Origin of the sequence: Neorhizobium alkalisoli (assembly GCF_002968635.1) — a bacterium.
Lineage (GTDB): Bacteria > Pseudomonadota > Alphaproteobacteria > Rhizobiales > Rhizobiaceae > Neorhizobium > Neorhizobium alkalisoli.
On sequence record NZ_PVBN01000002.1, the window covers coordinates 468,583 to 494,858 of the forward strand.

Genomic DNA, 26,276 nt, shown 5'->3' on the forward strand with positions numbered 1-26,276 from the left:
GTGATCAAGGCACGCGTGACGGTCACGCTGAAGAACGGCGTTCTGGACCCACAGGGCAAGGCGATCGAAGGTGCACTCGGCAGTCTCGGATTTTCGGGAGTCGGCCATGTGCGGCAGGGCAAGGTCTTTGATATCGAGGTCGACGGCGCCGACAAGGCGAAGGCCGAAGCTGATCTGAAGGCCATGTGCGAAAAGCTGCTCGCCAATACGGTGATCGAAAACTACGCGATCTCGCTCGACTAAGACGCGGATTCGGCGCTGCCGCGCCGGATCGATATCTGCAACTGCCTCGGATCCGGATAATTTCGAGGCCATTGAGGTTCAAACGCCCCATGAAATCCGCCGTCGTCCAGCTTCCCGGTCTCAATCGCGACCGCGACATGATTGCCGCCCTCACCAAGATTTCCGGCCGGGCGCCGATCACCGTCTGGCAGACGGAGACCGAAATCCCCGACGTTGATCTGATCGTTATTCCCGGCGGCTTTTCCTACGGTGATTATCTGCGCTGCGGGGCAATCGCCGCGCGCATGCCGGTCATGCAGGCGATCAAGGAAAAGGCCGATCAGGGCGTCAAGGTACTGGGCGTCTGCAACGGCTTTCAAATCCTCGTCGAGGCGGGAATGTTGCCCGGGGCGCTGATGCGCAATTCGTCGCTGAAATTCGTCTGCAAGGAAGTGAAGCTCGAAGTGGTGAATGCCGAAACGGACTTCACCCGTGCCTACGAAAAGGGTCAGGTCATCCGCTGCCCCGTCGCCCATCACGACGGCAACTACTTCGTCGATTCCGAACTGTTGTCCTCTCTGGAGGACAATGGGCAGATCGTTTTTCGTTACGCGGAAGGCACGAACCCCAATGGCTCTTTGAGCGACATCGCAGGCGTAATGAACCGCAGCGGCAATGTACTTGGAATGATGCCGCATCCGGAGAACCTGATCGAGGCCGCTCACGGTGGTAGCGACGGGCGTGGCATTTTTGCTTCTGCGCTCGACGTGGTGGCCGCCACCGCCTGACGTTTACGTTTCCTGCTCGATCAAGAAATATCCCGATTTCACCTTAGGACGTTTTGATGGCCCTCCCCATCCGCCTTCACGTGGTACTCGCCATCTCGGCCCTCGGTCTTCTGCTTTCCGCATGCCAGACGGAACGTCCGGTATCGGGCCCGAATCGCGCAGCCTTGCCGACAATGGAGCGTGTTGCACTTGCGGCAAACTCGTGCTGGTTCAAATCCGGTGACGCCGCGTTCAGACCATACCGGCTGGCGCCTGAGCTGAACTCTTTCTCCGGCCGCCCTCGCATCCTCGCGGTTCCGCGCAATAGTCCGGAATCGCGACCCGTCCTCGTCGTCCAGGCGGAAGGCAACCCCGCCCGTCTCGATGCCTTCGGACCACTCATGAGCACCGCCGACGGGGAACGAATCAAGCGCGACGTCTTGCGCTGGGCCGGCGGTACGAGCGGCTGCTGAAGACAGCCTATCCCGTGTCATCGCGATCTGTTGCAGAGCTGCACCGAGGCGCATGAATTTTCACGTTTTTCTGCCACAATCCATAACAACCAATGAAGGGTTGCTGGACGGCCAGCGCCTCTCGCGGTACCACTTCCGCCCGGGGGAATGCGAGCGCCAAAAGCGCACCGTATCGGCCGCGAGGAGCGGTCCGCATGAAGGGCGATAGCAATGAACAAAGCAGTATTGGGTTGTGTCGTCGGGGCTGTCTTGACCGCGTCCGCCATATCATCCTCGGCACTGGCCCAAGAACGTCTGTTCGATGAAGTCCGTATCGGCGTCTCCGGATCGATCCACGACAAGAAGACGTTCGAACCGGGGTTGTTTCCGTCCGCCACCGTCTTTTTCGATCCATTCGATCAGCGGCACGCCGAGAGCTTCCTCGACCATATGCTGCGTCCAAGGGTACATGTCGGCGCGATTGTGTCGACCTCGGGCGGCGCCAATCAGGTCTATGCGGGCTTTACCTGGACCGCCAATGTGACGGACAAGCTCTTTATCGATCTAGGTTTCGGCGGCTCGCTCACCGATGCAAGTCTCGACGATCCCAACGAGCGGCCAAACGTGGGTTGCCGTGCCCAGTTTCATGAATCGGCCGCCTTGGGTTACAACATCACTGAAAACTGGCGCGTTCTCGCCACGATCGAACACTCCTCCAATGCGGACATTTGCGACCAGAACGATGGCCTTTCCTATGCCGGCATAGCGGTGGGCTACAAGTTCTGACGGCTCACGTAACCTCCAGAAAAATGAAGCGCCGCGTTCCGGCGCTTTTTTTGTCCTGGACATACTTCGCCTGTCACCTTGCAAGGCAGCATTTTCCTGTCGCACCTTTCGGCGACATAGGCTAAAGAGCGCCAAAGCTTGGCCCTGTCATCCAGAGTAGATCATGACCATCCCGAACAGCATCGCGATCACCCCTGAACTCGTTGCCTCCCATGGCCTTAAGCCGGACGAGTACCAGCGTATTCTCGATCTGATCGGCCGCGAGCCGACATTTACGGAACTCGGCATCTTCTCGGCCATGTGGAACGAGCATTGCTCCTACAAATCCTCGAAGAAATGGCTGCGGACATTGCCGACCAAAGGCCGTCGGGTCATTCAGGGGCCTGGCGAAAATGCGGGCGTGGTTGATATCGATGACGGCGATTGCGTGGTCTTCAAGATGGAGAGCCACAACCATCCCTCCTATATCGAGCCCTATCAGGGCGCGGCAACCGGCGTCGGCGGCATTCTTCGCGACGTCTTCACCATGGGTGCGCGGCCTGTGGCCGCCATGAATGCGCTTCGTTTCGGCGCACCGGATCATCCGAAAACCAAGCACCTCGTATCGGGCGTCGTCGCAGGCGTCGGCGGCTACGGCAATTCCTTCGGCGTTCCGACCGTTGGCGGCGAAGTGGAATTCGATCCGCGCTACAACGGCAACATCCTGGTCAACGCGTTCGCAGCGGGCCTCGCTCGCACCGATGCGATCTTCTATTCCAAGGCGGAAGGCCTCGGCCTGCCAGTGGTCTATCTCGGCGCCAAGACGGGCCGCGACGGGGTCGGCGGCGCGACGATGGCATCTGCCGAATTCGACGAGTCGATTGAAGAGAAGCGCCCGACCGTACAGGTTGGCGACCCCTTTACCGAAAAGTGCCTGCTGGAAGCCTGCCTCGAACTGATGGGGACAGGCGCTGTCATCGCCATCCAGGACATGGGGGCCGCAGGCCTCACCTGTTCCGCGGTCGAGATGGGTGCGAAGGGCGATCTCGGCATCGAACTGGACCTGGATAAGGTTCCAGTCCGTGAAGACCGCATGTCCGCCTACGAGATGATGCTCTCGGAGAGCCAGGAGCGTATGCTCATGGTCCTCAAGCCGGAAAAGGAAGAAGAGGCCAAGGCGATCTTCGTCAAGTGGGGACTCGACTTTGCAATCGTCGGCAAAACCACCGACGACCTGCGGTTCCGCATCCTGCATCACGGCGAGGAAGTGGCGAACCTGCCGATCAAGGAACTGGGAGATGAGGCGCCGGAATATGACCGCCCTTGGGTCCAGTCGAACGGCCGCGCTCCCCTTCCCGCATCGCAGGTCGCCGCACCGGCAGACTACAATGAGGCCTTGTTGAAGCTGGTCGGCTCGCCGAACCAGTCCAGCCGCCGCTGGGTCTGGGAGCAGTATGACACCTTGATCCAGGGCAATTCGCTGCAACGTCCCGGTGGGGATGCCGGCGTGGTCCGCGTCGAAACCCATCCGACAAAAGCCCTCGCCTTTTCCTCCGACGTGACACCGCGCTATGTCGAGGCCGATCCGTTCGAAGGCGGCAAGCAGGCTGTCGCCGAATGCTGGCGCAATATCTGCGCGACCGGCGCGGAGCCGCTTGCAGCCACCGACAATCTCAATTTCGGCAATCCCGAAAAGCCTGAAATCATGGGCCAGTTGGTAGGTGCCATCAAGGGCATCGGTGAAGCTTGCAAGGCGCTCGATTTCCCAATCGTGTCCGGCAACGTATCGCTCTACAACGAGACGAACGGCATCGCCATTCTGCCGACGCCGACGATCGCTGGCGTCGGGCTGTTGCCCGACTGGCAGAAGATGGCGAAGATCGGCTCGGCCAAAGAAGGCGACAGGCTGATCATGATCGGAACTGACGGCAGCCATCTCGGTTCTTCGATCTACCTGCGCGATATCCTGGATACGATCGAAGGCCCTCCGCCGGAAGTCGATCTCGCCGCCGAACGCCGTAATGGCGAATTTGTCCGGTCCATGATTCGCAACGGCCAGGTCACCGCCTGCCACGACATTTCCTCGGGCGGACTTGCTCTTGCGCTGGCGGAAATGGCGATGGCGTCGGGTAAAGGCATGAAGGTCAGTCTCAAGGAGCAGCGCGGACCGGCGCATGCTCTTTTCTTCGGTGAAGATCAGGCGCGCTACGTGATCACCGTGTCCTCTGACCTGGCCAACTTCGTACAGGCAAGCGCAGAGAGCGCGGGCGTGCCATTCCGTCTGCTAGGGACCGTTACCGGCGAAAACCTGATTGTCGATGATCTTCTCGATGTCGCAATCGTTGACCTCGTGAACGCCAACGAAAGCTGGTTCCCGCAGTTCATGGCCTAAGCCAGCCGCTGCCAACAGCAATTTTCTGGAGACAACAGCGCGACACGCTGTTGTCTCTTTTGCATTTGTGGCTCCGGAGGGATTGATGGACTCGATCCCGCCGCGTAAAAATCTCTGTTTACGAACTGGATATCACGCAAAAATGCTTAAACGGATCCTGACCTGGTTGCGGTCGTCAGGCCCCACCTGGCAATACAGGCGCATCTGGCTTGATGCGCTCATTATCACGCTCTGCCTGAACGTCCTTGCGTGGCTGATCTTCGCGAAGCTGGGAATGCCCACTTCCGAGATCTTCGCAGAGGACGGCCCGATCGAGGACCTGCAATCCTTGTCGCTCGCGATCACCGCATTGCTCGGGATCGTTGCGGCGTCGAGGACGCGTATATTGGCTCGCTTCGTCGCGACTGCCATAACCTGCATTTCAGTCGTCTTCTTTGCGCGCGAGATGCCAATATGCCGTGGAAGTGTGACAGTTTATTGCGTCTCGAAGACCTGGCTGCCAATTATTATCGCGGCAGCCGCTCTGATCCTGCTGATTGCGACGATCGTTTTCGAGTATCGTCACAGAGGTGGCCTCTCCCGCGCCATTCATCCGCGCCTCTCATGGCCGTTGGGGTTTGTCGCGGCGGTACTCGGCCTCAGCCAACTTGCCGAGAGCCTGGACATCGTGGTGATCGAGGAAAGCCTGGAATCCTACGGCTTCATGATCCTCACGTTGAGCGCTGCCTGGCTTTTCCGCTTCGCGAGAAGTCAGCAGGTCGAACCGCTCGGAAAAAGGGCCAAGGCGAGCCTCTCCCGGTTCAAGCACGCCATCTCGAATCATTGATTTTCAGCAGCATTCGAAATCTGCAGTTATCCGCTATCCCGCTTTGACCGAAGAACGGGTTTGGGGCACTCTGTCCTCAAAAAGGTCCGCATGAGTCTGCGGAGGAGAAAAGGAACACATCATGGCGATGCAACCCGGTGAAATCGAAGATCTAATCAAGGCGGGCATTCCAGGTGCCAAAGTAACTATCCGGGACCTCGCCGGCGATGGCGATCACTACGCAGCCGAGGTGGTGGCGGAGCAATTCCGCGGTAAAAGCCGCGTGCAACAGCATCAGATGGTCTACGAGGCGCTGAAGGGCAACATGGGCGGCGTGTTGCACGCCTTGGCGCTTCAGACGTCAGCTCCCACGGATTGAGTTGACAATGCCAGACCTCATCAAGGAGATCATCACGGGCGTCGTGGAAAATGTCGTGAAGGAGCTTCTGAAGAAGTCCCACGGCCGCACAACCACCAAGCGGAAAAAAAGACAGACGCGGTCTGCTTCGACCGGCCGGTTCGTCAAGAAGACCTCCCGCGCGGCACGTCCCGCCAGGAAACAGGTTAGCCGCCGGCGTACGGCTGCAAGCCGCAGCAGGCAGCGTAGCCGCTGACCTAAAGAGCGGCGCTCTTAAACGAAATGGCGGCAGACAGAATCGCGGCGACGATCCCAGCAAGGCCATACAGAGGGTTATTCCGCTGGAATTTGGCCGGCCACATTGCTATTTAGAAAGATGACGCAGCGCAGCGGCCCTTGAAACCGCATGTGAAAGGATATGACATGAGCGGAATTAACGAATTCATCGACAACGAAGTGAAGACGAACGACGTGGTTCTCTTCATGAAGGGCACGCCTCAGTTCCCGCAGTGTGGTTTCTCGGGCCAGGTCGTTCAAATTCTCGACTATCTGGGCCTCGACTACAAAGGCGTGAACGTGCTTGCCGACGCGGAGATCCGCCAGGGCATCAAGGACTATTCCAACTGGCCCACCATTCCGCAGCTTTACGTCAAGGGCGAGTTCGTTGGTGGTTGCGATATCGTCCGCGAGATGTTTCAGTCCGGTGAACTGCAGAATCACCTCCAGGAGCAGGGGATCGCCGTCCGCGGCGCAGCATGAGTTTTTCGGGGCGACGCCCCGGATTTTTTGAGAATAATTTTCAAGGCGCCGCTCCCACGGCGCCTTTCCCATTGTTTAGGAAATCACTGTGACAAATTCTTCACAAACGGCGTCTGACCGCTTGCGGGGCCTGAGCCGGGCCGAGTTCATTGCGATGATGGCCATGCTGATGGCTCTCAACGCGCTCGCCATCGATATCATGCTCCCGGGACTTCAGGAGATCGGCGCCTCGCTCGGCGTCGAAAGCGAGAACCACCGGCAATATGTCGTTTCTTCCTATATTTTTGGGCTCGGCGTCGCACAGCTCCTCTACGGACCGCTCTCCGACCGCTTTGGCCGTCGCATACCGATGCTGTTTGGCATCGGAATCTATGTCATCTGCTCGATCGGCATCATTGTCGTTCCTTCCTTCGCCATGATGCTCGTCCTGCGCTTCATCCAGGGCGCGGGCGCCGCCGCCACTCGCGTGATCACCATCTCCATCGTCCGCGACGTTTACGGCGGCCGTGCAATGGCCGAGGTCATGTCGCTTATCATGATGGTATTTATGATCGTACCGATCATCGCTCCCGGAACGGGACAGGTCATCATGCTCTTCGGCGAATGGCACCTGATCTTCGCGTTCATCGCAGTCATTTCGCTTGCCATCGGCTTCTGGATGTATGCGCGCCTTCCTGAGACGCTCGATGCCGCCGACGTGAGACCTTTTACGGCCTCCTCTATCCTCGATGCGTTCCGCATCGTGCTGACCAATCGGATTGCGCTCTGCTACACGATCGCCAGTACCTTCATCTTCGGGGCATTGTTTGGCTTCATCAATTCCGCCCAACAGATCTACGTGGGGATTTATGAGCTCGGGATCTGGTTTCCGGTTGCCTTTGCCGCGGTTGCCGTCTTCATGTCCATGGCGTCCTTCCTTAACGCCCGCTTCGTCGGCCGCTTCGGCATGCGACGCCTTTCCCACGGCTCGCTCTTCGGGTTCATAGCGATCACCTTCGTGTGGATGCTGGTGCAGATATTCGGTCCCCAGCCGATGCCAATCCTGCTGTTCCTCGTCTTCTTTTCCCTGGCGATGTTTCAGTTCGGCTGGATCGGCGCCAATTTCAATTCGCTGGCGATGGAACCGCTCGGGCACGTGGCCGGCACGGCTTCCTCTGCGCTCGGCTTCATGAGCACGGTCGGTGGATCGTTTATCGGCGTGGCCATCGGCCAAGCCTTCGACGGGACGGCGCTGCCGCTGGTCGTCGGTTTCTTCACCGTCTCCATTGTCGGATTGATCTTCGTGCTGATCGGCGAGAAGGGAAAACTCTTCCAGCCGCACAATCCGCGGATCTAGCGGTAGATCGCCAAGAAGGGCCGGAGCGATCCGGCCTTTTTAATGCCCGATGATCTCATCGCGCAGCATATGCCAACTCTCCCTGTCGGTGGCGACGAGGAGGCCGCCATCGACATGGTGCGGGCGGTAGGCGGAGCCGTCGAAACGGGCGACATGACCGCCGGCTTCGACGGCGATCAGCGTACCGGCCAGATGATCCCAGGGCATCAGTTTATTGTAGAGCACGAACTGCACGTGGCCGCCCGCAAAGGTGCGATATTCATGAGCCGAGCAGCGATAGTTTGCGAAGAATCGGACCTTGGCGAGATTGCCGAGGATGCGTTCGCGATCTTCACCGAAGAAATAGCCGGGCGAGGCCATGCCCACCATCGCATCGATCGGGCGTGACTTCGCAACGGAAAGGCGGATCGCCTCCCCATCCGGCCGGCGAAGAAAAGCGCCGGCACCCTTTTCAGCCATGATCCAGTCGTCGCCCATGGGATCGTAGATGATGCCGGCCACCACCTCGCCCTTCCAGACGACGGAGGCCATCACGCCGAAGGCAGGAATACCGGAGGCAAAGTTGAACGTGCCATCGACCGGATCGACGACGACGGCGAATTCCGCATCGGCGAGCTTGCCGAGCAGGGACGGGTCGGCGGCAACCGACTCTTCCCCGACGAAAAGCGCCCCGGGAGCGATCGCGTCCATTTCGCGCCGAATCAGGCGTTCTGCCGCTTCGTCCGCCTCGGTCACCAGATCGGTCGGCTCGCTCTTGGAGCGGACATCGTCATTTCCGAGCCTGCGGAAGCGCGGCAATATTTCGGACTTGGCAGCAAGGCGCAAAAGGTCGGCAAGTTTGGTAACGTCTAGCGGAGGGGTCATTGAAAAGTCTCAGGCTCTGGCGGCTTCGAGGCCGGAAAAATCGAAAAGCTTCGGGTCTAGGAGGTGGGACGGGTTGACATGGGCAAGCGCCCGCAACATCGCGTCCTTGCGGCCCGGCATGCGAGCCTCGATATCCGCAAGCATCGCCTTCATCGCGTTGCGCTGCAGCCCATCCTGCGATCCGCAAAGGTCGCACGGGATGATTGGAAACTGCATGGCAGAGGCAAATTTCGCCAGGTCGTCCTCGGCGCAATAAGCGAGCGGCCGCAAGACCATCAGATCGCCTTCATCATTCAGAAGCTTCGCCGGCATGCCCGCGAGCCTGCCGCCATGGAAGAAGTTCATGAAAAAGGTTTCCAGAATATCCTCCCGGTGATGCCCAAGGACGAGAGCGTCGCAGCCCTCCTCCCGCGCAATCCGGTAGAGGTTGCCGCGCCTGAGCCTCGAGCAGAGCGAACAATAGGTCGCGCCCTCCGGCACCTTCTCCTTTACGATCGAATAGGTATCGCGGTACTCGATCCGGTGCTTCACGCCGATCGACCTAAGATAATCCGGCAGCACATGTTTGGGAAAATTCGGCTGTCCCTGGTCCAGATTGCACGCCATCAATTCGACCGGCAGAAGACCGCGCCATTGCAGATCGAGCAGGACGGCCAGCAGCGAATAGGAATCCTTGCCTCCGGAGAGGCCAATCAGCCAGCGTTTCTGGCCTTTCAGCATCTGGAAATCGTCAAAGGCCTGACGCACCTGCCGGAGCAGGCGCTTGCGCAGCTTGTTAAACGAGACGGAACTCGGCGCGTCACGAAACAGCGTCGGCACGAGGCCAGTGACGGCCTCGTCCAGCTCATCTTCGATTGCGGCGTTCACGCCCATTCGTCTTCCCTTGAAGGGTGAAAGCGGTTCAACCCGCCTTCCCTGTGATTGTCAGGCGCCGAGCGCAGCCGCTACCGCCTCGAGCGCATCATTGGCCTTGGCGCCATCCGGACCGCCGGCCTGGGCCATGTCCGGCCGGCCGCCGCCGCCCTTTCCGCCAAGCGCAGCAGAGGCAACCCGCACCAGATCGACCGCGCTGAAGCGACCGGTGAGATCCGGCGTTACTGCCACAACGGCACTTGCCTTGCCGTCTTCCGAAACGCCGACCAGGGTGACCACGCCTGAACCCAGGCTTGCCTTACCCTCGTCCGCCAGGCCCTTCAGGTCCTTGGCGTCGATTCCTGCCAATGCCTTGCCCATGAACTTTACGCCTGCGATTTCACGGACGTCGTCCGCCGAACTGCCCTGCCCGCCGCCCATGGCGAGCCGCCGCTTGGCTTCCGCCAATTCCCGCTCGAGCTTGCGCCGCTCGTCGATCAGCGCCTCCACACGGGCAACAACGTCGGTCGGCTGCACCTTCAGTGCACCGGCAAGTGTCTTCACCCGTTCATCCTGCTCGGCGAGATAGGCCCGCGCGGCTTCGCCGGTAACGGCCTCGACACGGCGTACACCAGCGGCCACAGCGCTTTCCGCGAGGATGCGTACCAGACCGATATCGCCTGTCGCGTTCACATGCGTTCCGCCGCAGAGTTCGACGGAATAAGGTTTGCCGGCCTTCGGACCTGCAATGCCCTTGCCCATCGAGACCACACGGACCTCGTCACCATATTTCTCGCCGAACAAGGCCATGGCACCTTCCGCGATGGCGTCATCGACACTCATCAGGCGGGTTGCGACCGGTGCATTCTGAAGGACGATGGCATTTGCCATGTCCTCGACCTTCTGCAACTCCTCGGCCGTCATCGGCTTCGGATGCGAGACGTCGAAACGCAGACGCTCCGGCGCCACCAGCGAACCCTTCTGGGCCACATGCGTGCCGAGAACTTCCCGGAGCGCTTCGTGCAGAAGATGGGTCGCAGAATGGTTGGATCGGATACGAGAGCGGCGAGTGTGATCGACCGTCAACGCGACCGCATCGCCCGCCTTCAGCACGCCTTCGGCGACCGTCGCAATATGAACAAAGAGGCCCTCGCCCTTCTTTTGAGTATCCGTAACGTTCAGCGTGGCGTGATCGGTGGAGATCACACCGGTATCGCCCATCTGCCCGCCGGATTCGCCGTAGAAGGGTGTCTGGTTCACGACCACTTGAACCTGCTCTCCGGCAGAGGCGCTCTCGACCGTCTTGCCATCCCGCACGATCGCCTGCACCACGCCTTCGGCGGTCTCCGTGTCATAACCGAGGAATTCGGTCGCGCCGAATTTCTCCCTGAGCTCGAACCAGATCGTCTCGGTCGCCTTGTCGCCGGAGCCAGCCCAATGCGACCGAGCTTCCGCCTTCTGCCGCTCCATTGCATCGGTGAACCCGGAGATATCCACGCCGATTTCGCGCGCCCGCAACGCGTCCTGTGTCAGGTCGAGCGGGAAACCATAGGTATCGTAGAGCTTGAAGGCGGTCTCTCCGTCCAACATATCGCCCTTGCCGAGCGTCGTTGTCTCGTCGGAAAGCAAGGAGAGACCGCGCTCCAGCGTCTTGCGGAAACGGGTTTCCTCGAGCTTCAACGTCTCGGAGATCAGCGCTTCGGCGCGGATCAGTTCCGGATAGGCACGGCCCATCTGCTGCACCAGCGCCGGCAGGAGTTTAAAGAGCAGAGGGTCGCGAGCGCCCAGAAGCTGCGCGTGGCGCATGGCGCGGCGCATGATGCGGCGGAGCACGTAACCCCGGCCTTCGTTGGATGGCAGAACGCCGTCGGCAATCAGGAAGGCGGACGAACGCAGATGGTCGGCTATGACGCGGTGGCTGGCGCGGCGTTCGCCATCGGCCTTGACGCCGGTCGCCTCCTCGGAGGCGGAAATCAGCGCACGGAAGAGGTCGATATCATAGTTGTCGTGCTGCCCCTGCAGCAGAGCCGCAACGCGCTCCAGGCCCATGCCGGTGTCGATCGACGGACGCGGCAGATCGATCCGCTCCTCCTTCGTCACCTGCTCGTACTGCATGAAGACGAGGTTCCAGATCTCGATGAACCGGTCGCCATCCTCCTCCGGTGAACCAGGAGGCCCGCCCCAGATATGGTCGCCGTGATCGTAGAAGATTTCCGAGCACGGGCCGCAGGGGCCGGTATCGCCCATGGCCCAGAAATTGTCGCTCGTCGCAATACGAATGATCTTCTCGTCGGCGAGACCCGCGATCTTCTTCCACAGGCTGAAAGCTTCGTCGTCCGTGTGGTACACGGTAACCAGCAGGCGGTTCCGATCGATGCCGAATTCCTTAGTGATCAGGTTCCAGGCAAGCTCGATGGCGCGTTCCTTGAAATAGTCGCCGAACGAGAAATTGCCGAGCATCTCAAAGAAAGTGTGGTGGCGCGCCGTGTAACCCACATTGTCGAGGTCATTGTGCTTGCCGCCGGCGCGCACGCATTTCTGCGCCGTGGCAGCCGTCGAATAGGGCCGCTTTTCCAAGCCGGTAAAGACATTCTTGAACTGCACCATGCCGGCATTTGTGAACATCAGCGTCGGATCATTGCGCGGCACCAGCGGACTTGAGGTTACGACCTCGTGTCCGTTCTTCTGGAAATAGTCGAGAAAGGTCGACCGAATTTCATTCACGCCGCTCATGCTAGGCCCTTTTTACCGCCGGATGCGATGCTGTTATTCGAAAACCAAAGGCTTGTATCGTCCACACCCCCAACTGTCCAGCCGAACGAGAAACCGGCCGCTCATCTTTCGATGGCGGCCGGCCCAAAAGTAAGCGGCCAGGAAAATCCTGAATGCGGCGGAACCGCTTACATTTCTGCGGCAGCGTCGCCGTCGTCGGCATCCGGCCCGCCATTCTGCAGGAAGCGATCAGCAATCAGACCGGCATTCTGGCGGAGCGACATCTCGATCTCGCGGGCAAGTTCGGGATTGTCGCGCAAGAAGAGTTTCGCATTTTCGCGGCCCTGACCGAGACGCTGGCTATTATAGGAGAACCAGGCACCGGACTTCTCGACAATACCGGCCTTGACGCCGAGGTCGATCAGCTCGCCGGTCTTGGAGACGCCTTCGCCATACATGATGTCGAATTCCACCTGCTTGAAGGGAGGCGCCATCTTGTTCTTGACGACCTTCACGCGCGTCTGGTTGCCCACGACCTCTTCGCGTTCCTTGACCTGGCCGATGCGGCGGATATCAAGGCGGACAGAGGCGTAGAACTTCAAGGCGTTGCCGCCGGTCGTGGTTTCCGGCGAACCGAACATGACGCCGATCTTCATACGGATCTGGTTGATGAAGATGACCATGCAGTTCGACTTGGAGATCGAGGCCGTCAACTTGCGCAGCGCCTGGCTCATCAGGCGGGCCTGGAGGCCCGGCAGACTGTCGCCCATTTCGCCCTCGATTTCGGCGCGCGGCGTCAAAGCTGCAACCGAGTCGACGACGAGAACATCGACAGCGCCGGAGCGGACCAGCGTATCGGTGATTTCCAGCGCCTGTTCGCCGGTATCGGGCTGCGAGATCAAAAGGTTCTGGAGATCGACGCCCAGCTTGCGGGCATAGACCGGGTCGAGCGCGTGTTCGGCGTCAACGAAGGCGCAGATACCACCCTTCTTCTGCGCTTCAGCGATCGTCTGCAGTGCAAGCGTCGTCTTGCCCGAGCTTTCCGGGCCGTAGATCTCAACGATACGGCCCTTGGGCAGACCGCCAATTCCGAGTGCGATGTCGAGGCTCAGAGAACCCGTGGAAACCGTCTCGATCTCGACGATATTCTCGTTCGAGCCGAGCTTCATGATCGATCCCTTACCGAAGGAACGTTCGATCTGCGACAGTGCCGCTTCCAGCGCCTTGCTCTTATCCACGCCTTTTTCCTCTACCAGCCGCAAACTATTCTGTGCCATGAGATCCCACCTTTAGGTTATTGCCGCCGCGCAAGCAATGAAGCAGCCGATAAAGGTGATGTACCTATTTTGTTCTCATTTGGCAATAGCCAATCAAGAGATTGACGGGAATTAGCTATTTCGCTTCCGTTCCCGTCATGTTCACGCCATCGCATCGCATGGAAATTCGCTCACTAAAACAACCGTCTCGCCGCAATTTCGGGACGAATCGCGAAGCTCGGAAATTGCGGCGAATATCCTCCTAGTCCGAATCGAGCATTTCCCGAACGGCGACCGCGAGCTGCTTCAGCGAGAACGGCTTCGGCAGGAATCCGAATTTGGCCTCGGCCGGCAGGTTGCGGGCAAACGCATCTTCGGCATAGCCAGACACGAAGATGAATTTCAGATCCGGATAGGATTTGCGAAGCTCGGCAAGCAGCGTCGGCCCGTCCATCTCCGGCATCACGACGTCGGACACCACGATATCGACCTTGCCCTCAAGCTCTTCCATGATGTCGAGCGCCTCTACTCCGGAACCCGCCTCGTGGACCGTATAGCCGCGCGTCTCAAGCATCCGCTTGCCGCCGCGGCGTACCGCCTCCTCGTCCTCGACCAGCAGTACGACCGCGGACTTGCCAGTCAGGTCCATATCCTCGGCCGCAGAGGTTGCCGGAACAGGCGCGGACGGCGCCGGCTCGGCAGCGGTTCCCGCAGCAGGTGCCGCGCCTGGAATGACCGCGGGCGTCTCTGGAATGTGGCGCGGCAGGAATATCCGAAAACTCGTACCCCGACCGACTTCCGATTCCGGATAGATGTAGCCGCCGGACTGCTTGACGATGCCGTATACCATCGAAAGGCCAAGTCCGGTTCCCTTCCCCACCTCCTTGGTGGTGAAGAAAGGTTCGAAGATCTTGTCCATGATCGCAGGCGGAATTCCCGTACCGGTGTCGGAGACCTCGACCATAACGAAATCTTCCGATGGAAGGTCTGCCTGATGGAAATCCGAGGCCTCCTCGGCAGACACATTGCGGGTCTTGATCAGGATCGTCCCACCGGTCGGCATTGCGTCGCGGGCATTGACGCAGAGATTGATCAAGACCTGTTCGAACTGCGAAAGGTCGGTACGGACCGGCCACAGATCGCGTCCGTAATCCACTTCCAGCTTCACATTCGTGCCGGAAATCAGCCTGTCGACCAGCATGCGCAGGTCGCCCACCACATCCGTGAGGTTCAGCACCGCCGGACGCATGGTCTGCTTGCGGGAGAAGGCCAGCAACTGCCGTACCAGCACCGCCGCACGGTTGGCGTTCCGCTTGATCTCCATGAGGTCCGCGAAACTCGCGTCGGAGGGCCGCGCCTGCAAAAGGAGATGATCGGAGGAGAGGAGAATGGCGGTCAAGACGTTGTTGAAGTCGTGGGCGATGCCGCCTGCCAGCGTCCCCACCGCGTTCAGCTTCTGGGTCTGGGCCATCTGGGTCTCGAGCGCCTTCTGCTCGGTCGTCTCGACCGCGTAGACGATGGCCGCCTCCTCCGGCGCCTCGTCACTCTCGTCGATCACGGCATTCACGTAGAAGCGCACATAACGGTTCTCGTCGCCCGGATGGCGCGAGTCGATCGGCGGAATGTCGCCCTGCCGGTCCTTGGCGGCGGCCAGCGCCTGCATGAGCTGCTGGCGTGTGTTCTCGTGCACGATGCGCTCAAGCTCGACGCCGGAGTCCATCTCGTCGCGCGACACGACCCCTGCAAACAGCTTGAGGAAAGGTGCGTTGATACGGAGGATTTTTCCTGCGCCATCCACCGACGCGATCGCCATCGGCGTATTGTTGAAGAACCGGGTGAACCGCATGGCCGAAGCCGATTGATCCCCTTCTCCACCCTTCGGCCGCGCCAGCACGATCGTGCGGCTTTCGCCGGGCGCGCCGTCGCGGGTAGCGCTGACATTGTGCACGAGGCGAACGGGCAGGCTCTGGCCGTTGGTGCGGCGCAGATCGAGGTCCAGGGTTTCGGTCCGCTTCAATCCGGGGGCCGCCTGGACGGACTGGATCAGCGCCATACCCTCGCCTGCCACCATATCCGCGATCGTCATCGAGCGTGGGGCGAACTTCGTCAGATCGATGCCCAGCCATTCGGCGAGCGTCGCATTGAGGTAGAAGATTTCGCCCTTCCGTCCCGCGGAGAAAAACCCCGCCGGCGCGTGGTCCAGATAGTCGATTGCATTCTGCAGTTCGCGGAAGAAGCGTTCCTGATCCTCGCGCTCGGACGTGATGTCGGTGATCTGCCAGATATCGAGCTGGCCCTTGCCGGTTGGCCCCAGCAGCCGCGCCTTGAGGCGATACCAGTGCGCACCCGAACCGTTGCCCGTCGCACGACCGAGCGGCTGCAGGAGCCTGAATTCCTCATGACCCTCGCGGCCTTCTCGCAATGCGGTGGTCAGGCGGTAAAGAGCCTCCGTCGACTCGCGGGTGCGGGAAAGCAGCGCTTCCAGCGATTGTACGTTGCTCGCTCTGGTCGCGCCGGTCATCCGGCCATAAGCGGCGTTGGCGTAAAGAACGCGTCCCCTCGGATCGGTAATGAGGATGCCGTCGGGGTGGCTGGCCAGAAAACCCCGTGCCAGCTCGTCCGATCGCGATTGCGGCATCACCTCGACGAGGCCGATCAGCGAGGAGACGAGAAAAAAAATTCCCACCATGGCCAGAATGCCTAGGAGACCGAGTACGACCTCGTTGTCGAGCGCGTGTTGGAACAGCACGAAACCGGCCGCGACGCCACAAAGCACAAGAGCCAGAAGAACGATCCGGACGATGGTGCCGCCGCGCGTGCCACGCTCCACCAAAGGCGCTTCGTAGTTGCCGCCTTGCTGCAACTTCGTCATCAATTCCTCGCATTTCGGCCAGCCTCGCGGCCATGGTCACCCGCGGGAAGAATCCCGCGATTCCTTCTTAGCAACTTGCATAGTCGGCAAAAAGCTCCACAAGGCCACAAAACCCGGGACAGTTTGCCAACGTGACCTATCTTTGTCATTTCACGCTGGTTTTCAGGCTTGGACAATGGCGACCAGCAGCTTGCCTCGGCAGGAAAAAAGTCGTCTTTTACGCCAGCATGCGCATGAGGAGTGGCAATAGATGTTCGGAGACCTTTTAGGCACCTATGGCAGCCGCCTCGTGATCGCCGTCGTCGGAGTGGGTGTCGGCCTTCTCCTATTGGCGGGAGTCTTGTGGATGATCCGTGGCCGCAACGGCCCGTCGCCCTTCGTGAGAGGCGGAAAGAACCGTCAACCTCGGCTCCAGGTGCTGGATGCCGCTGCGGTCGACACCCGCCGCCGCCTCGTCCTCGTCCGCCGCGACAACGTCGAGCATCTGATCATGATCGGCGGCCCCACGGATATCGTCATCGAAAGTGGAATATCAACTTCAGGCAACTTGGCCCACACGGCGTCCGTGCGCCCGGTGCCGCGCGATCTGCCCTCCTCCGCTCCCGCAGAACCACCTGCGGAGAACCGGGCGGTGCCGGCCGAGCCGCGCCCGGTCCCGTCCCAGCAGTCAACCGTTGCGGAACCACGCGTTGAAGCTGTTCGGGAGGTCCGCCCGCTTCGCGAGCCGCCTCGCCCCTCGTCGGCAATGCCCGTGCGGACCGCGGGAACTTCGGCTCCAGCCTCGGCCGCCACGCCGAAAGTCGAGCCACCCGTTCGACAGACGCCCGAAGCCAAGACCGAACCGCTACGGCCGATTGCAGCCTTGGCGGCAGCCACGACCGCCGCCCATTCCCTCGACAGCCCGGCCAGTAGGCTTGACGCCGCCCGTCCAGCAGTGTCGCCGGACGCGCAAACGCCACGGATCGTGCCGGTCACTCCGCAAACGGTCCCTCCGTCGCTGCAGCCCGCGGCGGAAAACCCAAAGCAGCTCGGCAGCGATTTCGAACGGCTACTCGAGGAAGAGATGGCTCAAAATTTGGCCGCCCGCGAATCGGCTGTCCTGGGCCAGCCGAGCCGCCAGGCCCCGCCGCGCGATGCGGCCGTACCGATCGTCGCCGGGACAACACCGGAGCCGACGCTGCAAACCGAAGTTACCCGGATCTTCGGCGAGATGTCTGCGACGCGCGATAAATAGTTCGGGTCCCATCCACTTATGCAAACAAAAAGGCACGGAAAAACCGTGCCTTGAATTTCGCTTGCCAAAAGAACCGTGAGATTTACTCGTCTCGATAGACCTTTTCGCGGCGTTCGTGACGTTCCTGGGCCTCGATCGACAGCGTTGCGATCGGACGAGCATCGAGCCGCTTGAGGCCGATTGGCTCCCCGGTCTCCTCGCAATAACCGTAGGTGCCATCGTCGATGCGCTGAAGGGCTGCGTCGATTTTGGAAATCAGCTTTCGCTGGCGATCGCGGGCGCGAAGCTCGATGGCTCTGTCGGTTTCAGAGGAGGCCCGGTCCGCGAGGTCCGGGTGATTGGCGCTTTCTTCTGCCAGATGACCCAGCGTTTCGCGCGCTTCTCTCAGGATGTCATTCTTCCAAGCAATCAGCTTTGCCCGGAAATATGCTTTCTGATTTGCATTCATGAACTCATCGGTTTCCGAGAGTACATAATTGCCAAGATCGATCTTCTCACTCAACGCGATTCTCCTGAAGAACATCTCATGCGGCGCCTCTATATCCTATTCAAGTATGCTGGTTCAAGCCTTGCGCCGGGCTTTAGAGCATTTTTAAAATCGTCATAAAAATCAGCTAAACGGCTATTTTTTATACTTTTATTTGCGTCTCCGCATCTTCCTCAGTTGCATCTGGCGGGCTTTGGTCGCGCAACGAGGGGTATTCCCGGCAGTTGACGAGCATCCCGCCGAAAGGCTAACCATCCATTCCAATCTCAGTTTCGGCGCCGGGTATGACGACGATCACTCCTCCTCCTTCCCGCATCTATCTCCTGCGCCACGCCAAGGCGGGCTGGGCGGAGCCGGGGCAGCATGATTTCGACCGCCCGCTGGACAATCAGGGTTTTGCCGAGGCGGAAATCGTCGCAGACAAAGCGGCCGATCGGAGTTATTTGCCCGAAACCGTCATCAGCTCGACTGCGACGCGCTGCCGACAGACAGCCGAAGCGATCCGTCGCGCTGTCAGCGAGACGATCGAACCGCTTTATATCGACGAGCTCTACAATGGCTCCCTCGGAACCTATCTCGCTATTCTCGAGGGTCAGAAGGAAAGCCGGTCGGTGATGCTGATTGGCCATAATCCGACGATGGAAGAACTGCTGGAAGCATTGATCGGCTCAGATCAGATGGTAGCCGCCATTCCGGGCGGCTATCCGCCTGCTGGCCTCGCGGTGTTGGACTATCGTGGGCTTTCCGCCGGCACCGCCACTGCCTGGACCCTTGTCGATTTTCTGACCGCCTGAAAGGCTGAAGCGGCCAAGTAAGATACCGTCTCGCCTTTGCGCTGCGCTTTGCGCATCCTATATTGGCGGAAACTCTGGACCCGGAACGACGTTTTGCCGCCTTCGCTTACCAGCTTCACCGATGATGCACGCATTGCGCTCGACAATCTCGCCGACCGCGCCTCGGGCCTCATTCACCCGACAATCCGCCTTGGTGTTACCGGCCTGTCTCGGGCCGGCAAGACCGTATTCATTTCATCGCTCGTCCACAATCTGTTGAACGGCGGCCGTCTGCCGCTTTTCGAAGCGATGCGGTCCGGCCGGATTTCTACGGTCAGGCTCGAACCGCAACCGGACGATGCGATCCCCCGTTTCCAATACGAGGACCACGTTCAGGCACTGGTGCGCGACCGGATCTGGCCAGATTCCACGCGAGCCATCTCGGAACTGCGCGTCACGCTGGACTATGAAAGCGCAAGCGGCTGGAACCGCATGTTCTCTCGCGGTCGGATTTCGATCGATATCGTCGACTATCCGGGCGAGTGGCTACTCGACCTGCCGCTTCTCGCCCAGGATTTTCGCGAATTCAGCGAGAAAACGGTTGCTCTTGCTGCCACCGGCATCAGGAAATCTCTCTCAGAGGAATGGCTGACGATGGCGGCAAGCGTCGATCTCGACGCGCCCGCCGATGAAACGACCGCTCGCAGGCTTTCGGAAAGCTTTGCCGGCTATCTCCGGGCCTGCCGGGCGGATGAACGCTCCCTCTCCACCCTGCCGCCCGGCCGCTTCCTGATGCCGGGCGATCTGGAAGGTTCTCCGGCGCTGACCTTTGCGCCCTTGCCGAACTTGCCTGCAACGAAGGCGCCCAAAGGTTCGCTCCGGGCGATGATGGAGCGGCGTTACGATGCTTACAAAAACGTCGTGATCAAGCCCTTCTTCCGCGAACATTTCGCCCGACTCGACAGGCAGATCGTCCTCATCGACGCGCTGCAGGCCATCAATCGCGGCCCCGAAGCCGTTCAAGACCTCGAGCGCGCGCTCACCGATGTGCTCGCCTGCTTCCAACCGGGCCATAACAGCTTTTTCTCGTCCCTGGTCGGGCGCAAGATCGACAAGGTTCTGGTGGCAGCGACCAAGGCCGATCATCTGCACCACGAAAGCCATGACCGGCTGGAAAGACTGACCGGCCGGCTCGTGGATCGCGCGATCCAGCGGATCGGCATGGCCGGCGCGGGCATCGAGGTCATGGCAATAGCGTCTGTGCGCGCCACGCGGGAAGCCACGGTGAAGGAAGGCAGCCATCTTTTGCCGGTGATCGTCGGCACGCCCATCGCAGGCGAGACGATCAATGGCGAACGCTTCGACGGGAACAAGAAAACCGCTATATTTCCCGGCGACTTACCAGAAAATCCGGATTCGCTGTTTCAACGGCTCGACGCACCCAATGCGGAGCTTCCGGAAATCAATGTCGTGCGTTTCCGCCCGCCCGCGCTTGACGAAACGAATGGCGGCATAAAACTCTCGGTTCCACATATCCGGTTGGACCGCGCCATGCAGTTTCTGTTTGGAGACCGCCTCGCATGAGACCGCCCGAAACGTCCGAGAGTGGCAAACGCCGACCTGCATCCTTCGACGTCGAGGAGAAAAACGCCCCGCGAGGCGAGGCGTCTATGCCAGCGCGGCGCAGCCCGCGCAGCTTTGCGGATGACGTCACCATCACACCGGATGAGCAGGATCCGTTCCTCTCGCCCTCCGAGTTGACCACGGAAGCGATCCCCGTTGCCCAGCCCCGGACCCGAAGGAGATTTTCCTTCGCCAACCTCGCGATCGGCGCCTTTGGCACCTTCCTGTCGCTCGCCTTCGGCCTCTGGGCAGATCGCATCATCCGCGATCTCTTCGCCCGCGCCGATTGGTTGGGTTATGCGGCGCTGACTGCGCTCGGGCTTGGGTTGCTCGCGCTGGCGGTGATCGTGGGGCGTGAAATATTCGGAATGATGCGGCTTTCCGCCGTCCAGACATTGAAGGCTGAGGCCGAGGAAGCGGTTCGGTCCCCTCGCCCATCAACTGCGCGCTCGGTTGTCGCCGCACTCGTCAAATTGCTCAGCCACCGCGCAGAGACCGCCAGGGGCCGCACGGCACTCGATGCCACCAGGGATGAAATCATAGACGGCCCGCAGCTTCTCGATCTTGCTGAACGGGAACTGCTGGCGCCCCTCGACCGCAAGGCCCGGTCGCTGATTCTCGGCTCCGCCAAAAGGGTCTCCATCGTGACGGCAGTCAGCCCCCGCGCGGTGGTCGATCTCGCCTACGTGCTCTTTGAAGTCACCCGGCTCATCCGGGCCATGGCTGAGCTTTACGGTGGCCGGCCCGGAACCCTCGGCCTGCTGCGGCTCATGCGGGATGTGATTGCGCACCTTGCCGTCACCGGCTCCATCGCGGTTGGAGACAGCCTTGCGCAGCAGGTTCTGGGCCATGGATTGGCCTCGAAACTGTCGAGCCGGCTTGGAGAAGGAGTGATCAACGGTTTGCTCACCGCCCGCATCGGAATTGCCGCAATGGATCTCTGCCGACCGCTGCCATTCAGGGCCGTCAAGCGGCCTGGAATAGGTGATTTTCTTTCCGATATCGCGTCCGTCGGCGGCCGTAAAAGTGAATAGCCGCCGGGTTCAAGGCGGCACGGCGTTGCCCGCCGATACCACTCGTTAACCATTCCAGCTTAAATTACAGGCCTCTTACAGTCGCTGCTTGCCAGAGGAAAGTTTATGTATCCGCGCTTCTTTTCGCTTCTCGGCGGGCTCGCCGTTCTAGCCGTTGCGGCAACCTCCGCCATGGCGCCTGAAGCCGAGGCTGCTCCTCGCGACAAGGCCTTCTTTCAGTCGGTCGCAGGCGTGTGGAAAGGACCTGGTGAAATCGTCGCCGGTAAATACAAGGGCACGAAATTCAGCTGCAACCTGACGGGCGCCCCCTCGCCCGAGGGCGACGTCGGTATCAAGCTCGACGGCACCTGCCGCGTCGGCGTCTTCCAGCAGCCGATGTCTGCCGTCATCACCCAGAACGGCCGTGGCTACACCGGAAAATTCCTGGATGGCGCCGATGGCAAGGGACTGGATATCATTTCCGGCTCGGTCAACGGCGACAAGGTGGTGATGGGCATCAATCGCGCCAAGCTCAACGGCGCGATGGTTGCCAGCCTGCGCGGCGAAAACAAGATGAACATTACCATTTCGGTCAAGGTCGAGGATCAGATGGTACCCGTTATCGGGCTGTCCTTGGATCGCGACATGGATTCGATCGCGGTAGGTTCGATCAAACAGTAGACGCAGCCACGCGTCTACTGGCGCTGCCACCAGTCCTGGCTTTCCTCTGCGACCTTGATACCCGCCGTATCGACGTCTTCAAGCCAGTCGCGCACCGCCCTTCCCTTCACGACAAGGTCGGACGCCACGTCTGCAAGGGGCTTGATCACGAAACCGCGCTCGGTCATCCGCGGATGCGGCACCTCCAGCTTTGAAGTCTTCAGCTCACGAGGGCCATAGGTCAGGATGTCGATGTCGATGATCCGCGGTCCCCAGCGCTCCAGGCGCACGCGCTTCATCGCCCGTTCGATCGAGAGACAAACTTCCAGCAGATCTTCCGGATCGAGCCGCGTTTTCACCAGCGCGCAACAATTGAAAAAGTCCGCCTGATCCGTCTTGCCCCAAGGCGGGGTGGAATAGAGTCTGGAAACTGCGGCGACACGACAGTCGTCTCTCGCATCCAGCTGTCGCAAAGCCTCTGCCATTGCCGCCGGCGGGTCGCCTATATTGCCCCCCAACCCAAGCGCAGCAGTATGCAATCCGTCCTCAGGCGAAGTGTTCAACACGGACCTCTGCATAATCCAGTATGCCTGGAATCGGTACGCTTGGCTTGCGTACCGTGATATCGGCGCGCCTGATCTGCGGCGACCATTCACACAACGCCTTGGCCACATCCTTGGCAAGGGCCTCAATCAGGTTGCGGCGGCTCTGGGTCACGACCCTTTCAACGATTTCATAGGCTATACCGTAGTGAACGGTGCTTGCGACGTCATCGTTCTCGAGAGCCTCGTCCGCCTCCACATCCATTGCGACGTCCAGGAAGAATCGTTGACCGAGAGACGCCTCCTGCTCGAAGGCGCCGTGCTTTGCGTAAAAGCCGCAGTTTTTGAGCGTGATCGTGTAGATGCCCATCGACTAGCCTCTCTTCTCCTCATGGGCACCGGCCGCTGCCAGCACGGCGTCCGCCATCCTCAGCGCATCCAGATTGGCTGAGACATTGTGAACGCGGAATATTGCAGCGCCTGCAAGCCTCAACATCGCGGTGGTCGCGGCAGTGCCAATATCGCGCTCGTCCGCCCGCTCGCGGCCCGTCACGGCTCCGATGAACCGTTTGCGGGACGTCCCGGCCAGCATCGGAAAACCTAACCGGTGCAATTCCGGGAAGCGAGCCATCAATTCCAGGTCATCTTCCCTGTTTTTGGCGAAACCGAAGCCTGGATCGAGCACAATCGCCTCGTCCGGCACGCCGGCCGTTCGTGCGATATTCAAGGACCCTGTCAAAAAGAACTCCTGGTCGTCGATCCGGTCGGCAAGCCTCTCCTCCTCCCGCCCGCGGCCAGTATGCATGATGCAAACCCCGGCGCCTGTCGCCGCAGCGACATCGGCGATCATTGGCTCGCGCTGCAGGCCATGCACGTCGTTGATGATGTGAGCGCCCGCGGCGACAGCGAGCCTGGCGGTCTCGGCACGATAGGTATCTATCGAAATGAGAGCGTCCGTTTCAGCATGCAACTTCTCAATCACCGGCAGGACCCGGTCCTGCTCCTCCGCGGGCGTGATCTCCACCGCACCCGGCCTTGTTGATTCGCCCCCGATATCGAGGATGGCCGCGCCGTCTCCTACACAGGCCATCGCGTGGATGAAGGCGCTTTCGAGACTTGCATGACGCCCGCCATCGGAAAACGAATCGGGCGTAACGTTGATGATCGCCATGATATGGCCTTGAAAACCAAGTTCGAGGGTTCGGCCATGCCCCACGCGCCACATGCTGTTGCAGCGCGATATCACCCGCCGTCCATCTGTCGAAGGATAACGCAAAATTTGATGCCTTTATGTTGCGCTCCTTCTGGCTATGCCCCAAGCTAACCCCAAGTTCAACGTCGCAGGCCCGAGAATGTTTTTGATGCGCAGAGTCCACCGACTTTTCGGTGCAATTCTTGTCTCCTGCGTGATCTCAGCGCCAGCTTCCGCCGAACCGGCGATCAGCAAGAACTATTCCTATTTCCGGATCGGCGGCCGCACGGCGGAAGACCTCGACAAGGAACTGGAGAAACGGGGACCGATGACCCGCGCCTCGGGCCACCGCCACCCCGGGGCGACTGAAATCAAATTCGGGGGCGACGCCACCTATGTGGAAAAGGGCGGCAACTGCTCGATCGGCGGCGCCCGTGTAACGCTTCGCACCCGCATCATACTCCCCCGCTGGAGCAATCGTGGCCGCGCCAGTGACGACCTCCGCTTCATCTGGGATACTCTGTCTGCCGACATCAAGCGGCACGAGGAGAGGCATGCCGAGATCGCTCGCAACCACGCCCGTCAGCTGGAAAGGGAACTGCTTGCCCTTCCCTCCCAGACAAGCTGCGATGCATTGGAAAAGCGCGTGGCGGACGCGACCCGTCGCATCCTGGAGGCGCATGACCGCGAGCAACTGCGCTTCGATCAGGTCGAGGCCGCCAATTTCGACGCCCGTATGATGCGGCTGCTGCAATACCGCATGAAACGGAACACCAACTAGAACCATCTCCCAGCGACACCCGCCACGAACCTTTTGCGAGGCTTGCGCATCATCCTGTCAATGACAGGTGATTTATGGTGATAGTCTAAAATACGAATCTCGGATACAAACTAAGACATAGCTTACCTACCGCACTTCCTCGGATCGAGGGCGGAGGCGGAGCTGAAAAATTCGCGCGCTTATCGGTACCGCCGAGGCGTCGCAGGCAGCGGTTTCAAGTGTTCCGCGTAACGGTTTCCCGTGTTTTGTTCTCCTGGCGCGTCTTCAGCCGCAGGTGTTTTCCTCCCTCGCCTGACGGTGATGCGCCCGCCTTAGCCTCGCTTGCCGCTCCTGCGCAGCGAGGCTTTTTTTTGCCGGCAATCCGAAATGTGGTCAGGCCTGCCGCTCGGGTACGTTGACCACGAGGCCATCGAGTTCCGGCTTGATCTTGATCTGACAGGAAAGACGCGAGGTCGGCTTCACCTCGAATGCGAAGTCGAGCATGTCTTCTTCCATCGGAGCCGGCGGACCGACCTTTTCGGTCCACTCTTCATCGACATAGACATGACAGGTGGCGCAGGCGCAGGCACCGCCGCATTCGGCCTCGATGCCGGGAACGGAATTGCGAACCGCATTCTCCATAACCGTGGAGCCCGGCTCGGCCTCGATATCGAAGCGCGTTCCGTCAAAGGCAACGATCGAAAGTTTCGTCATGATATTGGAAATCCGGGATGTTGAAGGTTGCAGCTTTATTTAAGCGCGCTGTCTTCCAATAAAACCCCGGCACAGTCAACATTTTCGGGCGCCGCGAGCTGTCCCATCGGCGCCCCCCAGGCGGAAAATTGGCGCCTCAGCGGCAGAGCTTGTTGACGAAGTTCTCGGCCTCCACGACCGCGGCGCCGACCGCTGCCTTAAGTGCGGAATCTGCACCATTGTCTTCGAGTTTCTCGGCCGCAGCAGAGACCTTGAAGGCACCGACGGCGCTGGCCGCGCCCTTCAGGCGATGAGCTATCGCGACGGTGGCGACCGTGTCGGCGCCAGCGAGATCCTGCAGCGCCCGACGAGCCTGGCGTGCAAACATCTGAAGAACCTCGACTTCCAGAGCCTTGTCGCCCATGGTCTGTGTCGCGAGATGAACAAGGTCGATCGGCCGGGATTGAGACGGGCAAGCGCCTCGTTGATGTTCAGGGGCTTCAAACGCAATACTGACGGCTGCCACTGCCATGGAATGATTTCCTTGTTGTTGTTCTTACGTGTCCCGAATTGTGCGGGTCGGAGGCCGCTATCCCGTTAAATTCCGGCACAATCTGGGCTGAAATCTTCCCATATGGTTAATTTCTGCTAAGCTCCCGGGATTTTAGGACTTTTGCATCTGAGAGTGGTTTAAATTCTGTTAACAACATTCCGCGCTGACGCTTCCGGCCCGGCGATTTAATTGTGCCAGGGAGCCGAATGTGCCACTACAGTACGACTAAGGTGGCGGGGAATATTCTCCTTTTGCCACGGATGGCAGGTTGGTAAGCTTTCATTATCATCCGTTTGAAAGAACGGCCGTCCGACATGAAAATGAATAGGAAACT

Annotated in this window: 27 protein-coding genes; 16 read left to right on the forward strand and 11 right to left on the reverse strand. The window is 60.1% G+C overall.

The genetic code is table 11. The features are described 5' to 3' along the window. The 10 genes from purS (at position 1) to C5L13_RS06860 (ending at position 7,856) form a co-directional block, all read left to right on the forward strand. Positions 1–243: a phosphoribosylformylglycinamidine synthase subunit PurS gene (gene purS / locus C5L13_RS06815; protein ID WP_105382488.1), complete on the forward strand. Its 243-nt coding sequence runs from the start codon at positions 1–3 to the stop codon at positions 241–243. Positions 244–332: 89 nt separating this feature from the next. Then, positions 333–1,010, forward strand: coding sequence for a phosphoribosylformylglycinamidine synthase subunit PurQ (purQ, locus tag C5L13_RS06820; RefSeq protein ID WP_105382489.1), 678 nt, complete (start codon positions 333–335; stop codon positions 1,008–1,010). Positions 1,011–1,066: 56 nt separating this feature from the next. Continuing rightward, positions 1,067–1,462, forward strand: a complete 396-nt coding sequence (locus tag C5L13_RS06825) for a hypothetical protein (RefSeq protein WP_105382490.1) — start codon at positions 1,067–1,069, stop codon at positions 1,460–1,462. A 210-nt stretch (positions 1,463–1,672) separates the two neighbouring features. Further along, positions 1,673–2,227, forward strand: a complete 555-nt coding sequence (locus C5L13_RS06830) for an acyloxyacyl hydrolase (RefSeq protein ID WP_105382491.1) — start codon at positions 1,673–1,675, stop codon at positions 2,225–2,227. A 163-nt stretch (positions 2,228–2,390) separates the two neighbouring features. Continuing rightward, entirely contained in the window at positions 2,391–4,598 is a 2,208-nt protein-coding gene (gene purL / locus C5L13_RS06835) for a phosphoribosylformylglycinamidine synthase subunit PurL (RefSeq protein WP_105382492.1), read from the forward strand. A gap of 142 nt (positions 4,599–4,740) precedes the next feature. After that, a complete protein-coding gene (locus tag C5L13_RS06840; RefSeq protein WP_105382493.1) occupies positions 4,741–5,424 on the forward strand; it encodes a hypothetical protein in 684 nt (227 codons plus the stop codon). Between the two features lie 121 nt (positions 5,425–5,545). Beyond that, positions 5,546–5,782 (forward strand): BolA/IbaG family iron-sulfur metabolism protein, encoded by a 237-nt coding sequence (locus C5L13_RS06845; RefSeq protein ID WP_105382494.1) that lies wholly within the window; start codon positions 5,546–5,548, stop codon positions 5,780–5,782. Between the two features lie 7 nt (positions 5,783–5,789). After that, positions 5,790–6,017 carry a hypothetical protein gene (locus C5L13_RS06850; protein ID WP_105382495.1) on the forward strand — a complete coding sequence of 76 codons (228 nt, stop codon included), beginning with the start codon at positions 5,790–5,792 and terminating at the stop codon, positions 6,015–6,017. Positions 6,018–6,184: 167 nt separating this feature from the next. Then, positions 6,185–6,520, forward strand: coding sequence for a Grx4 family monothiol glutaredoxin (gene grxD, locus C5L13_RS06855; RefSeq protein WP_105382496.1), 336 nt, complete (start codon positions 6,185–6,187; stop codon positions 6,518–6,520). A gap of 88 nt (positions 6,521–6,608) precedes the next feature. After that, positions 6,609–7,856: a multidrug effflux MFS transporter gene (locus C5L13_RS06860; RefSeq protein WP_407070408.1), complete on the forward strand. Its 1,248-nt coding sequence runs from the start codon at positions 6,609–6,611 to the stop codon at positions 7,854–7,856. Positions 7,857–7,895: 39 nt separating this feature from the next. Here the strand turns inward: C5L13_RS06860 and C5L13_RS06865 are convergent, their stop codons facing one another. The 5 genes from C5L13_RS06865 to cckA form a co-directional block, all read right to left on the reverse strand. Continuing rightward, positions 7,896–8,720 (reverse strand): inositol monophosphatase family protein, encoded by an 825-nt coding sequence (locus C5L13_RS06865; protein WP_105382497.1) that lies wholly within the window; start codon positions 8,718–8,720, stop codon positions 7,896–7,898. 9 nt (positions 8,721–8,729) lie between these two features. Further along, entirely contained in the window at positions 8,730–9,593 is an 864-nt protein-coding gene (gene ttcA / locus C5L13_RS06870) for a tRNA 2-thiocytidine(32) synthetase TtcA (RefSeq protein WP_105382498.1), read from the reverse strand. A gap of 51 nt (positions 9,594–9,644) precedes the next feature. Beyond that, positions 9,645–12,305 carry an alanine--tRNA ligase gene (gene alaS / locus C5L13_RS06875; protein WP_105382499.1) on the reverse strand — a complete coding sequence of 887 codons (2,661 nt, stop codon included), beginning with the start codon at positions 12,303–12,305 and terminating at the stop codon, positions 9,645–9,647. 167 nt (positions 12,306–12,472) lie between these two features. Beyond that, positions 12,473–13,561 (reverse strand): recombinase RecA, encoded by a 1,089-nt coding sequence (gene recA, locus C5L13_RS06880; RefSeq protein ID WP_105382500.1) that lies wholly within the window; start codon positions 13,559–13,561, stop codon positions 12,473–12,475. A gap of 241 nt (positions 13,562–13,802) precedes the next feature. Next, complete coding sequence (gene cckA, locus C5L13_RS06885; protein WP_105382501.1) at positions 13,803–16,412, reverse strand: cell cycle histidine kinase CckA; 2,610 nt, start codon at positions 16,410–16,412, stop codon at positions 13,803–13,805. Between the two features lie 250 nt (positions 16,413–16,662). Here cckA and C5L13_RS06890 point away from each other — a divergent pair, with 250 nt between their 5' ends. Then, a complete protein-coding gene (locus C5L13_RS06890; protein ID WP_105382502.1) occupies positions 16,663–17,646 on the forward strand; it encodes a flagellar biosynthetic protein FliO in 984 nt (327 codons plus the stop codon). Positions 17,647–17,728: 82 nt separating this feature from the next. Here the strand turns inward: C5L13_RS06890 and dksA are convergent, their stop codons facing one another. Beyond that, positions 17,729–18,148, reverse strand: coding sequence for an RNA polymerase-binding protein DksA (dksA, locus tag C5L13_RS06895; RefSeq protein WP_105382503.1), 420 nt, complete (start codon positions 18,146–18,148; stop codon positions 17,729–17,731). Between the two features lie 269 nt (positions 18,149–18,417). Here dksA and C5L13_RS06900 point away from each other — a divergent pair, with 269 nt between their 5' ends. The 4 genes from C5L13_RS06900 to C5L13_RS06915 all read left to right on the forward strand — a co-directional run bounded on the left by C5L13_RS06900 (position 18,418) and on the right by C5L13_RS06915 (position 22,223). Next, complete coding sequence (locus C5L13_RS06900; RefSeq protein WP_105382504.1) at positions 18,418–18,927, forward strand: SixA phosphatase family protein; 510 nt, start codon at positions 18,418–18,420, stop codon at positions 18,925–18,927. 93 nt (positions 18,928–19,020) lie between these two features. Next, positions 19,021–20,490 carry a YcjX family GTP-binding protein gene (locus C5L13_RS06905; protein ID WP_105382505.1) on the forward strand — a complete coding sequence of 490 codons (1,470 nt, stop codon included), beginning with the start codon at positions 19,021–19,023 and terminating at the stop codon, positions 20,488–20,490. Then, positions 20,487–21,563 carry a YcjF family protein gene (locus tag C5L13_RS06910; RefSeq protein WP_105382506.1) on the forward strand — a complete coding sequence of 359 codons (1,077 nt, stop codon included), beginning with the start codon at positions 20,487–20,489 and terminating at the stop codon, positions 21,561–21,563. The genes C5L13_RS06905 and C5L13_RS06910 overlap by 4 nt, the downstream gene beginning before the upstream one ends. A 105-nt stretch (positions 21,564–21,668) precedes the next feature. Beyond that, complete coding sequence (locus C5L13_RS06915) at positions 21,669–22,223, forward strand: hypothetical protein (protein ID WP_105382507.1); 555 nt, start codon at positions 21,669–21,671, stop codon at positions 22,221–22,223. A 14-nt stretch (positions 22,224–22,237) separates the two neighbouring features. On the opposite strand, the gene folK is transcribed toward C5L13_RS06915, so the two are convergent. Genes folK through folP form a run of 3 tightly spaced genes read right to left on the reverse strand, consistent with a single transcriptional unit; the run spans position 22,238 to position 23,915 of the window. Continuing rightward, entirely contained in the window at positions 22,238–22,765 is a 528-nt protein-coding gene (gene folK / locus C5L13_RS06920) for a 2-amino-4-hydroxy-6-hydroxymethyldihydropteridine diphosphokinase (RefSeq protein WP_245571147.1), read from the reverse strand. Then, positions 22,749–23,114 (reverse strand): dihydroneopterin aldolase, encoded by a 366-nt coding sequence (folB, locus tag C5L13_RS06925; RefSeq protein WP_105382509.1) that lies wholly within the window; start codon positions 23,112–23,114, stop codon positions 22,749–22,751. Before folB ends, folK begins: the two co-directional genes overlap by 17 nt. A 3-nt stretch (positions 23,115–23,117) precedes the next feature. Further along, positions 23,118–23,915, reverse strand: a complete 798-nt coding sequence (gene folP, locus C5L13_RS06930) for a dihydropteroate synthase (protein WP_105382653.1) — start codon at positions 23,913–23,915, stop codon at positions 23,118–23,120. A gap of 190 nt (positions 23,916–24,105) precedes the next feature. Here folP and C5L13_RS06935 point away from each other — a divergent pair, with 190 nt between their 5' ends. Next, a complete protein-coding gene (locus tag C5L13_RS06935) occupies positions 24,106–24,717 on the forward strand; it encodes a DUF922 domain-containing Zn-dependent protease (protein ID WP_170117216.1) in 612 nt (203 codons plus the stop codon). Positions 24,718–25,089: 372 nt separating this feature from the next. Here C5L13_RS06935 and C5L13_RS06940 read toward each other — a convergent pair whose 3' ends face one another. Further along, positions 25,090–25,410 carry a 2Fe-2S iron-sulfur cluster-binding protein gene (locus tag C5L13_RS06940; protein WP_105382511.1) on the reverse strand — a complete coding sequence of 107 codons (321 nt, stop codon included), beginning with the start codon at positions 25,408–25,410 and terminating at the stop codon, positions 25,090–25,092. Between the two features lie 136 nt (positions 25,411–25,546). Then, complete coding sequence (locus tag C5L13_RS06945) at positions 25,547–25,915, reverse strand: Hpt domain-containing protein (protein ID WP_105382654.1); 369 nt, start codon at positions 25,913–25,915, stop codon at positions 25,547–25,549. Positions 25,916–26,276 lie beyond the last annotated feature (361 nt).